Origin of the sequence: Thauera phenolivorans (assembly GCF_001696715.1) — a bacterium.
Lineage (GTDB): Bacteria > Pseudomonadota > Gammaproteobacteria > Burkholderiales > Rhodocyclaceae > Thauera > Thauera phenolivorans.
This window is the reverse complement of record NZ_MBFM01000004.1, coordinates 258,580-271,352: the sequence shown is the minus strand read 5'-3', so window position 1 is coordinate 271,352 and position 12,773 is coordinate 258,580. Positions and strand designations below refer to the sequence as shown.

The 12,773-nt window shown below is 71.7% G+C and carries 13 protein-coding genes; 10 read left to right on the top strand and 3 right to left on the bottom strand.

What is annotated here, in order from left to right; all coding sequences use genetic code 11:
- Positions 1 to 36 precede the first annotated feature (36 nt).
- Entirely contained in the window at positions 37 to 159 is a 123-nt protein-coding gene (locus BB334_RS18805; protein ID WP_269799004.1) for a hypothetical protein, read from the bottom strand.
- Positions 156 to 611, bottom strand: coding sequence for a Fur family transcriptional regulator (locus tag BB334_RS11200; RefSeq protein ID WP_068808589.1), 456 nt, complete (start codon positions 609 to 611; stop codon positions 156 to 158). The genes BB334_RS18805 and BB334_RS11200 overlap by 4 nt, the downstream gene beginning before the upstream one ends.
- 140 nt (positions 612 to 751) lie before the next feature.
- Between BB334_RS11200 and BB334_RS11195 the strand changes: the two genes are divergently transcribed.
- The 10 genes from BB334_RS11195 to BB334_RS11150 all read left to right on the top strand — a co-directional run bounded on the left by BB334_RS11195 (position 752) and on the right by BB334_RS11150 (position 12,531).
- On the top strand, positions 752 to 1,309 hold the full coding sequence (locus tag BB334_RS11195) for a ZrgA family zinc uptake protein (protein WP_068808587.1): 558 nt from the start codon (positions 752 to 754) through the stop codon (positions 1,307 to 1,309).
- A gap of 11 nt (positions 1,310 to 1,320) precedes the next feature.
- Entirely contained in the window at positions 1,321 to 2,094 is a 774-nt protein-coding gene (locus BB334_RS11190; RefSeq protein WP_083200432.1) for an ATP-binding cassette domain-containing protein, read from the top strand.
- Positions 2,091 to 3,377, top strand: a complete 1,287-nt coding sequence (locus BB334_RS11185) for an ABC transporter permease (RefSeq protein WP_068808585.1) — start codon at positions 2,091 to 2,093, stop codon at positions 3,375 to 3,377. Before BB334_RS11190 ends, BB334_RS11185 begins: the two co-directional genes overlap by 4 nt.
- A 1-nt stretch (position 3,378) precedes the next feature.
- Positions 3,379 to 4,002 carry a DUF3299 domain-containing protein gene (locus tag BB334_RS11180; RefSeq protein ID WP_068808583.1) on the top strand — a complete coding sequence of 208 codons (624 nt, stop codon included), beginning with the start codon at positions 3,379 to 3,381 and terminating at the stop codon, positions 4,000 to 4,002.
- A gap of 110 nt (positions 4,003 to 4,112) precedes the next feature.
- Positions 4,113 to 6,296 carry a type I secretion system permease/ATPase gene (locus BB334_RS11175; protein WP_408646447.1) on the top strand — a complete coding sequence of 728 codons (2,184 nt, stop codon included), beginning with the start codon at positions 4,113 to 4,115 and terminating at the stop codon, positions 6,294 to 6,296.
- Positions 6,293 to 7,711 carry an HlyD family type I secretion periplasmic adaptor subunit gene (locus tag BB334_RS11170; protein WP_068808578.1) on the top strand — a complete coding sequence of 473 codons (1,419 nt, stop codon included), beginning with the start codon at positions 6,293 to 6,295 and terminating at the stop codon, positions 7,709 to 7,711. The genes BB334_RS11175 and BB334_RS11170 overlap by 4 nt, the downstream gene beginning before the upstream one ends.
- Positions 7,708 to 8,343, top strand: a complete 636-nt coding sequence (locus BB334_RS11165) for a LuxR family transcriptional regulator (RefSeq protein ID WP_068808576.1) — start codon at positions 7,708 to 7,710, stop codon at positions 8,341 to 8,343. Before BB334_RS11170 ends, BB334_RS11165 begins: the two co-directional genes overlap by 4 nt.
- Entirely contained in the window at positions 8,340 to 8,678 is a 339-nt protein-coding gene (locus BB334_RS11160; protein ID WP_068808574.1) for a hypothetical protein, read from the top strand. Before BB334_RS11165 ends, BB334_RS11160 begins: the two co-directional genes overlap by 4 nt.
- A gap of 170 nt (positions 8,679 to 8,848) precedes the next feature.
- Positions 8,849 to 12,079: a retention module-containing protein gene (locus BB334_RS11155; protein WP_068808572.1), complete on the top strand. Its 3,231-nt coding sequence runs from the start codon at positions 8,849 to 8,851 to the stop codon at positions 12,077 to 12,079.
- A gap of 107 nt (positions 12,080 to 12,186) precedes the next feature.
- Positions 12,187 to 12,531, top strand: a complete 345-nt coding sequence (locus BB334_RS11150) for an arsenic metallochaperone ArsD family protein (protein ID WP_068808566.1) — start codon at positions 12,187 to 12,189, stop codon at positions 12,529 to 12,531.
- Between the two features lie 5 nt (positions 12,532 to 12,536).
- Here BB334_RS11150 and BB334_RS11145 read toward each other — a convergent pair.
- Positions 12,537 to 12,773, bottom strand: a 237-nt coding sequence (locus BB334_RS11145) for an EAL domain-containing protein (protein WP_158014408.1), incomplete at its 5' end; no start/stop codon positions are given.

Here is a 12,773-nt window from a genome sequence, read left to right as displayed (position 1 = left end):
TCGAAGCGGATCAACGGGGGTGTCGCGGGATGCATGTCAGACGAGCGCCCAATGGACGGTGAGCCAGAGCAGGGCGATCGCCCCGCCGACGATTGCGAGGCGGGCGCCGAGTCCGGCGCCGAGCAGGCTGTGGCGGGCAGAGGAGGCGCGCAGGCTCATCGCCGGCCCTCGCGCTGGCGGCCGCAGTCGGCGCAGGCGCCGTGCAGCACGAGTTCGGACCGGTCGAGTTCGAAGCCCGCCGGCAATGGTGGTGCGGAAGTGACGGCGACATCCTCGAGGCAGACGATCTGCCCGCAGCGCTCGCAGTGGAAATGGGCGTGGCGATGGCTGTCGTCGCCGCGCAGCTCGAAGCGCCAGGCGCGCTCGCCGCCTGCGATGCGCGTGGCGATGCCCTGTCCCACGAGCCATTCGAGCGCGCGATAGAGGGTGACGCGGTCGTGCGCGACGCCGGCGGCGTCGAGCGCGGCGCCGAGTTCGTCGTGCGACATCGGGTGCGCGCACGCCTGCAGAGCCTCGATCACCGCGATCCGGGTGCGGGTGGCACGACCGCCGCGGGCGGCGATCAGGTCACGCGCAACGCCTGCGGGCGGATGATGAAGGACGCTGCTCATGGGCGGATTCAGCTTGGGTTGATTGATGCAACATAGTAGCATTAACAGAATCGCGTTGCCTGCACTCCAGTATCGGGCGTAGGGCGGTGGGGGCGATCCAGGGGCGGCCAGCGCCATGATGTCAGTCGAAGGAAGAATCGATGAAACCTGTCCTCGCCGCGCTGAGCGGCATGTGCCTGATGTTGTGCAGCGCCGCCGGCCGCGCCCAGCAGGCGCACGAGCACGGAGTCGCCGAACTGCACGTCGCCGCCGATGCCGACGAGCTGGTGATCGAGTTCGCCAGCCCGCTCGAAAGTCTGGTCGGTTTCGAGCACGAACCGCGCAATGAAGCGCAACGGGCAGCGCTGGCGGCGGCCGAGGCGCGCCTGCGCGACTTCGATTCGCTGTTCTCGCTACCCGTCGCGGCCGGCTGCGTGCTGCGGGGCGTCGCGCTCGATTCACCCTGGCTGCAGGGCGCCGCCCATGCGCATCTGCACGACGCGGCGCATGCTCACGCCCGGGACCACGTGGACGGTCACGCCGAGCTGGTGGCGGGCTATACCCTGCGCTGCGAGGAACCGGCGGCGCTCGACGCGCTTGGGCTGAGCCTGTTCGAGGCCTTCCCGCGCCTGCGCGAGATCCGTGCCGAGCGCGTTTCGGCGCAGGGCCAGGGGGCGGCGACGCTGCGCCCGCAAGCGACCGTGCTGCCGTTGCGCTGATGGCGGACCCGATGGATCCGGCGCGCACCGTCGAACGCCTCCCGGCGGGAAGGGCAGCGGGAGATCCGACGCTGGCGGCCGATGCGGTGCGGCTCACCGGCCTGCGCTTTCGCTGGCCGGGCGCAGCCGCCGACTGCCTGGCGATCGATCACTTCCGCCTCGCTGCCGGCGAGCGGGTGTTCCTGCGCGGCCCGAGCGGCAGCGGCAAGAGCAGCCTGCTGTCGCTGATCGGCGGCGTGGTGAGGCCGCAGGCGGGTGAAGTGGCGGTGGCCGGGCAGGTGCTCGGCGCGCTGTCGGCGGCGGCGCGCGACCGCTTCCGTGCCGACCATGTCGGCTTCGTGTTCCAGCTCTTCAACCTGCTGCCGTGGCTGTCGGCGCGCGACAACATCCTGCTCGCCTGCCGCTTCTCGCCGGCGCGCCGGGCGCGTCTGGCCACAGCCAAGAGGACGCCGGAAGAGGAGGCCGGGCGTCTGGCCACACGCCTCGACCTCGACCGCGCGCTGCTTTCGCGGCCGGCGGCGCAGCTGTCAGTGGGCCAGCAACAACGGGTGGCGGCGGCGCGTGCGCTGATCGGCCGTCCGGGCCTGGTGGTCGCCGACGAGCCGACCTCCGCGCTCGACGCCGACCGCCAGCAGGCTTTCCTCGATCTCCTGCTCGAGGAGTGCGGGGCGGCGGGAGCGGCGTTGCTGTTCGTCAGCCACGACGGCCGTCTCGCCCGGCATTTCGATCGCGTGCTCGATCTCGCCTCGATCAACCGCGCGCTCGCAGTCCCGGGGGGCGCATGAAGACGCTCTGGCAGCTGGCGCTGCGCAGCCTCGCCAACCGGCGCCTGTCGGCAGGCCTCACCGTGGTGGCGATCGCGCTCTCGGTGGCGATGCTGGTCGGCGTCGAGCGGCTGCGCCACGACGCCCGCGCGGCCTTTGCGCAGACGATCTCGGGCACCGACCTGGTGGTGGGGGCGCGCAGCGGCGGCGTGCAGCTGCTGCTGTACGCGGTGTTCCATATCGGCAACGCCACCAACAATGTGTCCTGGCGCAGCATCGAGGCGGTGTCCGCGCTGCCGGGGGTGAAATGGCTGGTGCCGCTGTCGCTCGGCGACTCGCACCGCGGCTACCGTGTGGTGGGCACCACCGCCGGCTTCTTCGCCCACTACCGCCATGGGGATGGGCGCAGCCTGCGCTTTGCCGAGGGTCGGCCCTTCCGCGACGCGCCCGAGGGCATCTTCGAGGCGGTGATCGGCGCCGAGATCGCGCATCGCCTCGGCTATCGGCCGGGTCAGCGCATCGTACTCAGTCACGGCAGTGTCGGCGGCGAGGGCGGGCCGGCCTTCGCCGATCACGGCGACAAGCCCTTCGTCGTCACCGGGGTGCTCGCGCGCAGTGGTACGCCTGTCGACCGCGTGGTGCTGGTGGGCCTCGAGGCGATCGAGGCGATCCATCTCGACTGGCACGGCGGCGCGCCGGTCCGCGGGCTGTCGATCGCGCCCGAGCATGTGCGCAAGTTCGACCTCAGGCCCAAGTCGGTGACCGCCGCCCTCGTCGGGCTCGAGAGTCGCACCGCGGTCTTCCGCGTGCAGCGCGCGATCAACGGCTTCGCCGACGAGCCGCTGAGCGCGATCCTGCCGGGGGCGACGCTGCACGAACTGTGGGGACTGGTCGGCGTCGCCGAGCGCGCGCTGCTCGGGGTGTCGGCGCTCGTGGTGGTGGTGGGCCTGGCCGGCCTGGTGGCGGTGATGGTGGCGAGCCTGGGCGAGCGCCGGCGCGAGCTCGCGATCCTGCGCGCGCTCGGCGCACGTCCGCTGCAGGTGTTCGCGCTGCTCGCGCTCGAGAGCCTGCTGCTGGCGCTGGCCGGGATCGCGCTCGGTCTGGGGCTGGTGTATGGTGCTGCCGCGCTCGCCGGTCCCTGGCTGGAGGCCACGCTCGGGCTGCGGCCGGGTCTGGGCTGGCCTTCGGCGAGCGAGTGGGCGCTGCTCGGCGCGGTGTGCGCCGCCAGCCTCGCGGCGAGCCTGGTGCCGGGGCTGCGCGCCTATCGCTATTCGCTCGCCGACGGCATGACGATCAGGATCTGAGATGAAGCAAATGAAACGACTCGCTGCGACCATTGCCGCCTGGGCCTGCGCCGCTGCGCTCGGTCTGCTGCCCGCGGCGGTGTACGCCCAGCAGGCGCCGGACGCCGGCGGCTACCAGGTGGGCGAACGCCTCGCGCCGAAGGCCGCGGCGGCGGCGGGCGAATTCGTCGACATCGAGTGGGACGACCTCATCCCGGCCGACTGGCACCCGGAGCAGCTGTTCGAGGACCTCGACCTCGACGACCTGCAGGACAACGACCCGCGTGCGATGGAGCTGCTCGAGCGCATGCGTGCAGAGTGGGACCGCGCGCCGGTGGTCGAGGCCATGGCCGGGCGGCGGGTGCGCCTGCCCGGCTTCGTCGTGCCGCTCGAGACCGACGGCGAGCAGGTGCGCGAGTTCCTGCTCGTGCCCTACTTCGGCGCGTGTGTGCACGTGCCGCCGCCGCCGGCCAACCAGCTGATTCACGTCGTCCCGGACAAGCCGGTGCCCGCCGCGTGGAACATGCTGCCGGTGTGGGTCGAGGGGGTGCTCGCGGTCGGGCGCATCGAGTCCGAGCTTGGGCATGCGGGCTACCAGATGCGTGCACTGAAGGTGAGCGAGTACGAGGAATCGGCGCCGCGCTGAGCCGCGTCTTTGTCGACGCTGCGGTGACTTATTGACGCGACCGCCGCGCGGACGGGTGCCGATAATCGGGCCATTCGCAATCGGGGTGAATGGTCGTGGGTGAAGCGAGGGTGGCGGAGCTGCCAGGCTGCCGGGCAGGCGAGGCGGGAACGGAGGGCGGGCGCGCGGCCTCGCTGCAGGGGCACCACGACCTGGTCGATTGCCTGCAGCTGGTGGCGCGCGCGCACGGCATCGCCACCACCCGCGACGCCCTGCTCGCCGGTCTGCCGGTGGGCGCCGAGGGCCTGCCGCCCTCGCTGTTCGAGCGCGCCGCGCGCCGCGCCGGCCTCGCGAGCAACATCGTCCGCCGCCCGCTCGAGTCACTCAACGCCGCGCTGTTTCCCGCCATCCTGCTGCTCGACGGCGACCATGCATGCGTGCTCGCCGGCTGGATCGCGGACGGCGCGCGCGCGAGGGTGATCTTCCCCGAGCTCGGCGAGGCCGAACTCGAGCTGCCGCGCGGCGAACTCGCGGCGCGCTACACCGGGCGGGCGATCTACGCCCGGCCGCAGCTGCGCTTCGACGCCCGCGCGCCCGAGGTGAACGCGCTGCGCGGCCGCCACTGGTTCTGGGGGCGGGTCGCCGAGAACCGGGCCCTCTACCGCGACGTGCTGCTCGCCGCGCTGCTGATCAACCTGTTCGCGGTCGCGATGCCGCTGTTCGTCATGAACGTGTACGACCGCGTGGTGCCGAACAATGCGGTCGAGACCCTGTGGGTGCTCGCCGCCGGGGTGCTGGTGGTGCTGGTCGGCGAGCTCGTGCTGCGCACGCTGCGCGGCCACTTCGTCGACCTCGCCGGCAGTCGTGCCGACGTGCGCATCTCCGCCCACATCATGGAGCGGGTGCTCGGCATGCGCCTGGAGGAGCGCCCGCCTTCGGCCGGTTCCTTCGCCGCCAACCTGCGCGCTTTCGAGTCGGTGCGCGACTTCATCGGCTCGGCCACCGTGGTCGCCTTCGTCGACCTGCCGTTCGCGCTGCTGTTTCTGCTCGCGATCGGCTGGATCGCCTGGCCGCTGGTGCTTCCCTTCCTGCTCGGCGTCCTCGCCCTCCTGCTCTACGCGGCCGGCGTGCAGGGGCGGATGCAGGAACTGGCGGAGACCACCTGGCGCGCGGGCGCCCAGCGCAACGCCACCCTGGTCGAGGGCCTGGTGGGGCTGGAGACGCTGAAGGCGCTCGGCGCCGAGGCGCCGATGCAGCGCAAGTGGGAGAAGAGCGCGGCGCTGTTGTCGCGCGTCACCGCCCGACTGCGCCTGCTGTCGGCGAGCGCGAGCCACGGCTCGGCCTTCGTCCAGCAGATGGTCGGGGTGGCGATGATCGTGCTCGGCGTGTACCTGATCGGCGCGGGCGAGCTGACGATGGGCGGGCTGATCGCCTGCTACATGCTGTCCTCGCGCGCGATGGCGCCGGTCGGCCAGGTGGCCGGCCTGCTCACCCAGTACCACAACGCCTCGACCGCGCTCGCCTCGCTCGAGCAGGTGATGTCGCGCGAGGTCGAGCGCCCGGACGGCCAGCGCTTCATCAGCCGCGGTCAGCTCGGCGGCGAGATCGAGTTCCGCGAGGTCTGCTTCAGCTATCCCGGCCAGCAGGTCGAGGCGCTGAAGAACGTGTCGCTGCGGATCCGCGCGGGCGAGCGGGTCGGCATCCTCGGCCGCGTCGGCTCGGGCAAGAGCACGCTCGAGAAGTTGATCCTTGGTCTGTATCGCCCCAGCTCGGGGGCGGTGCTGATCGACGGCATCGACCAGCGCCAGCTCGACCCGGCCGAACTGCGCCGCCAGATCGGCTACGTCGCCCAGGACGTCACGCTCTTCTACGGCAGCCTGCGCGACAACATCACGATCGCCGCGCCGCTCGCCGACGACGCCGAGGTGCTGCGCGCGGCCACGCTCGCCGGGATCGCCGAGTTCGCCAATGCCCACCCGCAGGGTTTCGACATGCTGGTCGGCGAGCGCGGCGATTCGCTCTCCGGCGGCCAGCGCCAAGGCGTGGCGCTGGCGCGGGCGGTGATCAACGACCCGCCGATCCTGCTGCTCGACGAGCCTACCGCGTCGATGGACCACTCGAGCGAGGAAGAACTCAAGCGCCGCCTGGCGGAATTCGCGCGCGGCAGGACGATGATCGTGGTCACCCACCGTACCTCGCTGCTCGACCTCGTCGACCGCATCGTCGTCGTCGACGGCGGGCGGGTGGTCGGCGACGGGCCGAAGGCCAAGGTGGTCGAGGCGCTGCGCCAGGGTCGGATCGGGAGGGCGGCATGAGCGCCGACGCCGACCGCCGCCTGTTCGACGGCATCGGCGGCCTGCTCGGCCGCAGCGCGGGTGCCGGCAATGCGGTTTTCGGCCGTCCGCTGCGCCGGCTCGCCGGTGCGGCGGCGAACGAGGACCTCGACTGGGCGGGCGACGCCGACTGGGCACGCCTGCAGCAGGAGCCGCTGCGCGCCCGCGCGCTGTTGCGCATCGGCTTCGTCGTGCTGCTGGCGCTGCTGGGCTGGGCGGCGATCGCCGAGGTGGACGAGGTGAGCCGGGGCGAGGCGAAGGTGACGCCGTCGAGCCAGGTGCAGGTCATCCAGTCGGTCGATGGCGGCGTGGTGGAGGAGATCGCGGTGCGCGAGGGCGAGGTGGTCGAGGCCGGGCAGCTGCTGCTGCGCATCGATCCCACTCGCTTCGCCGCCTCGCTGGCGGAGAACCGCGCCGAGTTCCTCGCCCTCGAGGCCAAGCGCGCCCGGCTCGAGGCGCTCACCGAGGGCGAGCCCTTCGACGTGCCCGCCGAGCTGACGATACAGGCACCCGACATCGTCGCCCACGAGCGCCGGCTGTATGAATCGAGCCGCGCCGAGATGAGCGCCCAGCTGTCGATCGCGCGCGACCAGCTCACCCAGCGCCGGCAGGAGCTCAACGAGGTGCGCGCGCGCCGGGAGCAGGCGGGCCGCGCCTTCGAGCTCGCGCAGCAGGAGCTGCAGGTGACCCGGCCGCTGCTCGCCTCGGGTGCGGTGTCCGAGGTCGACCTGCTGCGCCTGCAGCGCGACGTCGCCCGCCTGCGCGGCGAGCGCGACCAGGCTTCGGCGCAGATCTCGCGCATCCAGGCGGCGATCGCCGAGGCCGAGCGCAAGATCCAGGAGGTGGAACTCAATGCCCGCAACCAGCTGCGCAACGAGCTCTCCGACACCATGGCGCGCTTGTCCAGCCTGAGCGCGGGTAGCGGCGCACTGCAGGACAAGGTCAAGCACGCCGAGATCCGCGCGCCGCTGCGCGGCACGGTCAAGCGCCTGCTGGTCAATACCGTGGGCGGGGTGGTGATGCCGGGCAAGGAGGTGGTCGAGCTGGTGCCGCTCGACGAGGCGCTGATCCTCGAGGCGCGCGTCAAGCCCGCCGACATCGCCTTCCTGCGTCCGGGGCAGGCGGCGCTGGTCAGGTTCACCGCCTACGACTTCGCGACCTACGGCGGGCTCGAGGCGGTGGTCGAGCAGATCGGCGCCGACACCGTGGTCGATGAGCGGGACAACGCCTTCTATGTGGTGCGGGTGCGCACCCGCGAGACCAGCCTCGGCGAGAACCTGCCGATCATCCCCGGCATGGTGGCCCAGGTGGACGTGCTGACCGGCAAGAAGAGCATTCTTTCCTACCTGCTCAAGCCAGTACTGCGGGCGAAGGCCAACGCACTTTCCGAACGATGACGCGACACTTCTACCTGCCTGCGGCCGGCGCCGCACCCTCGGCGCGCTGGCACGAGGCCTTTCCCGAGGGCAGGTCCGCCTCGCTGGCGGACGTGCTCGGCGCGGCGGGCGAGGGTGAGCTCGTGTGGCTGTCCGCCGGCCGGGCGGGCTGGGTCTCCGAGCTCGCCCGGCTGGCGACCGGTCTGCCGCGCTCGCCGGTGGTGGTGCTCTCGCTGCAGCCCGACGACGAGGAAGGACTGCGCGCGCTCGATAGCGGGGCGCGCGGCTACTGCCACGAACTGGCCGCGGTGGCGCTGCTGCGCGAGGTCGCGCTGGTGGTGGCGCACCACGGGCTATGGGTCGGGCCGGCGTTGCTGTCGCGCTTCCTCGCCGCCCTGCGCGGGCACCTGCCGGCGCCCGCCGCGGCCGAGGCGGTCTGGCCGCCGACGCTGTCGATGCGCGAACTCGAAGTGGCACGCGCGGTCAGCGAAGGTCTGACCAACAAGGAGGTCGCCTGGCGGCTCGGCATCACCGAACGCACGGTCAAGGCCCACCTCGGCGCGGTGTTCGACAAGTTCGGCGTGCGCGACCGCCTGCAACTCGCGCTGCGCCTGGCCGGCCGCGCCGGCGCCGAGACGGTGGGCCAGCCATGATCTACGTCAGACGGAATCCGGCGGGCGAAGTGGTCGCCGCGAGCCGGCAGGCGCCGGCCGAGGGCGACCCCGGCTGGCTGCCGGCCGACCCCGCGGACCCCGCGCTCGCCGCTTTCGGTAGCGAACTCGCCGCGCGGGCCAACCCGCTGAGCGCCTCCGACCTCGGCTTCGTCCGCGTGCTCGAGGACGTCATCGACCTCCTCGTCGCGCGCGGCGTGATTCTGTTCACCGACCTGCCGCCCGCCGCCCAGGACAAGCTGATGGAGCGGCGCAGCACCCGCGCCGGGCTGGGTGGCCGCCTCAGCCTGCTCGACGACACGGATGGCGTGATCTGAACCGGCCCCGGTCGGCGACATTCCGCAGCCGACCGTGTCGCGGATCACGCTGATGGTACCCCCGTCCAATGGAGCCCGGTCGCGCCCGGGCTTAGCCTTTCCTCATCCGATTGACACGGGTGGCGGCGGCGCCTGCGCGGCCGGCCGCCCCGAGCGAGGAAGGAAACAACGTGGCTGAGATCATCGCAAGCGTCGTCGCCGTCTCCGGTCCGGTATTCGTGCGCGACCCCGAAGGAAACGTCCGCGCGCTGGCGCGCGGCGACGCGCTGCGCCAGGGTGACACGGTGCTCACCGAGCAGGGCGGGCGGGTCGAACTCGCCTCACTCGCCGGTGAGCCGCTGGCGCTCGACGAAGCGCAGGCGGTGAGGATCAGCGCCGAACTGTCGGAGAGCGCCCGCCCGGCGGGCGACGAGGGCGAGCTCGCCCAGGGCAGCATCGAGCAGGTCATCCGCGCGCTGCAGCGGGGCGGGCAGATCGACGAGCTGCTCGAGGCGCCGGCAGCCGGTCTCGGCGGCGGCAGCGGGGGCGAGGGCAATGACTTCGTGCGCCTGTTGCGGATCGTCGAGCCGCTGACGCCGCCGGACGACGAGTTCGTCGCTGGCGCGCAGGCTGAGCCGGAGGCGCCGCTGCCCGGCCGCGAACTCGCCGAGTCGCAGGCGGATACGGCGGTGCCCCAGCCCGCGCCCGCGCCCGAACCGCAGCACGAGCCGCAGCCCGAACGCGAACCGCAGCCCGAACCCGAACCGCAGCCCGAACCCGAGCCCGCACCCGAGCCCGAACCCGAGCCCGAACCCGAGCCCGAACCCGAGCCCGAACCCGAACCCGAGCCCGAACCCGAACCCGAACCCGAACCCGAACCCGAACCCGAACCGAACAGCCCGCCCGTTGCCGCGGACGATTCGATCCGGGTGAGCGAGGACACGTCTTTCGCGGGCTGGCTGCCGGTCGCGACCGATGCGGACGGCGATGCGGTCCGGTACGCGACGGCGGCGGAGCCTGCCCACGGCGAACTCGAGCTCGCGCCCGACGGCAGCTACCGCTACACGCCCGACCCCGATTACCACGGGCCGGACAGCTTCAGCTTCACCGTCACCGACGACCAGGGCGCCGAGAACGGCTACACGGTGACGATCGAGGTGACGCCCGCAAATGACGCGCCGGTGGCGGTCGACGATGCGGCAAGGACGCAGGAAGACGTGCCGGTCACGATCGCGGTGCTCGACAACGACAGCGACGCCGACGGTGATGCGCTGACCGTGACGGAAGCGACTGCGAGCGAGGGCGCGGTGACGGTCAATCCGGACGGCACGCTGCTCTACGTGCCCAACGCGGATTTCCACGGTGTCGACACGATCACCTACGCGGTGAGCGACGGCCAGGGGGGCACCAGCACGGCGACGGTGACGGTCACCGTCACGCCGGGCAATGATGCGCCTTCGATCACCGTGCATCCGCTGGCCGGTCCGGTCTACGAGTCCGCGCTGCCGACGGGGACCGACGCCGGCTCGGGGGCGAACGTGGTGGCAGGCAGTTTCGTGCTTGGCGATCCCGATGGCCTCGCGGACATCAAGGCCCTCGCCATCGGCGCCACCTCGGTGTCGCTGGCGGCGCTCGTTGCGCACGACTTCGGTGCCTCGGTGATCGATTTCCTTACCGCGAACGGCACGCTGAGCGTCACCGGCTATGCCGACGGCGTGATCCACTACAGCTATGCGCTGACCGGCAGCCTCGACCATGGGGACGGCGCGGCGGTCGGCGAGATCGTCCCCGTCACCGTGAGCGACGGCGCGGGCGCCTCGGCGAGCGCGAACCTCGAGATCGGGGTGGTCGATGACGCCCCGCTGCCGTTCGCTGCAAGCACCGCCTATCTGGTCGATCAGCTCCCGAGCACGAAGTCGGTGACGGCGGCGCTGAACTTCGACGCCGGCGCCGACGGCTTCGGTGCGGTCGCCTTCGCCGGCATCGCCGAAGGTTCGCCCGCGCTCGATGCCGACGGCAACCGGCTGCAGCTCCATGGTGATGCGATGGTCTACCGGATCGAGAGCGGCTCGCAAGGAGCGGTCCTGCTCGCGGTCACCGAGTCCGGCGAGGTGGGCATCCGGATCGCGCTGGATCCCGCCGGCGCCAGCTATACGCTCACCACCTACGGGATCATCTCCAACGGCACCAGCCTGAGCCAGGCCTCCTTCAGCCGCGTCGGCGGCGGCAACACCGCCTGGAAATCGCTGAGCGACATCGCCGGCACCGAGCTCGACGTGTTGATGACCACCCGCTCGGGCGATTCGGTCAATACCTCGAATGCCGATATCGGGATCAGCGCCGGGCAAAGCTTCAGCGCCGGCGAAGGCATCCGCTACGACTTCATGACCGGCCTGCAGATCGTCCCGGCGAGCGGCAGCGTGAAGGAGGTCTACCAGTACGATGGCGAGCACGCGGCGCTGGCCTCGTTCCGGCAGGAGGTGAGTATCGCCGGGCAGGGATCGGCGAAGCTCACCTTGAGCGCGATCGCGGCCGACGCCGACGACGTCTTCTACGGCGACGCCGCGGGCGACGCGCTGATCGGCCTGGATGCCGGCAATGTCCGCGTCGTCGATGGCAACGGCGACGACGTCGGCGCGCAGGTGACGATCACCGACCACGGCGATTGCGTTTCCATCGCGGGGATCCAGTCGGGCTGGAGCTACGTGGTCACGACGAACACCCCTTTCGGCGCCCTGCAGGTGGAGGCGGACGCGGGCACCGCCGAGTTCAAGCTCGGCAGCTTCACCGTGGTGCAGACGACGCCGGCGCAGCCGATCGAGCTGCGCTTCGCGCTGGAAGGCGCGGACGGCGACGGCGACACCGCCGCGGGCGTCCTCGAGGCCACCCTTTATCCGGCCGCGCAGAGCGTGGAAGGCGGCGCCGGCGACGATGGCCTGAACGCCACCGCGGGCCAGACCTACCTCTTCGGTTACGCCGGCGACGACACGCTCGTCGGCAGCGACGGCGACGACACCCTGTTCGGTGGCGCGGGCGACGACAGCCTCGCCGGCGGCCTCGGCGCGGACGTGTTCAAGTGGTCGCTGGCCGATACCGGTGCGGCACCCGCGACCGACACGGTGAGGGACTTCAGCCTGGCGCAGGGCGACGTGCTCGACCTGGCCGATCTGCTGCCGGGGACGGTGGCGGAGAGCAGCCTGGAGCGCTACCTGCACTTCGAGGCGGATCCCGCTGCGGCCTCGACCGTGCTCAAGGTCAGCGGCGCCGGCGGGTTCGCCCACGCGGACGACGGCAGCCTGGTCGGGACCCCCGACCAGGTGATCGTGCTCGAGGGGGTCGACCTGTTCGCCTACGCCGGCAGCGGCGATTCGGCCGCGTTGGTCGGCAAGCTGCTCAACGACGGCAAGCTGATCGTCGATTGACCGAAGTGCCGCGCGGGCGGCGGACTTGATCCGTGCGAAGGTCGGCCGAGACCGGACCGATTAGGCTTGCGCAGACCCGCCATGGTGGCGGACAACGGAGACCCCGCATGAAAAGCATACAAGTGTTCGAGCCCGCGCAGAGCGGCACCAGGATCGACCCGGCGCTGGTCGACTTCACGGCCGACGTCGACTGGTCGAGTCAGCAGGGGGCGCCGATCGAACGCTTCGACCTCGCGCAGCAGCCGCTCGAGTTCGCGCAGAACGCCGTCGTCAAGAGCTTTCTCGAGCACGCCGGGCAGGACGCGCTGCCGCTGGTTCTGGTCGATGGCGAGATGGCGCTGACGGGGCGCTATCCCACGCGCGGCGAGCTCGCACGCTGGGCGGGGCTCGCGCAGCCGACCCTGCAGCCGGTTCGCGCGGGCGATTGCTGCTCGGGCGGCAACTGCGGCTGATTCCCTCAGTTCAGCGGGAGCGGGCTTTTCGCCATCCTGCGTGCCGCCGGCCCGGTGATGCCGTCCACCCCGAGCCCGACCAGGCAGCGTCGCTCCGCTTCGCTGCACACGCCTTCGGCGATCGCGAGCAGGCCGAGCGCGTGGGTCAGCGAGCACAGGCTGCGCACGAAGGACTGGTTGCCCGCCGAGGTGTCGATGCCGCGCACGAAGGCGGCGTCGATCTTCAGGTAGTCGAGCCCGAG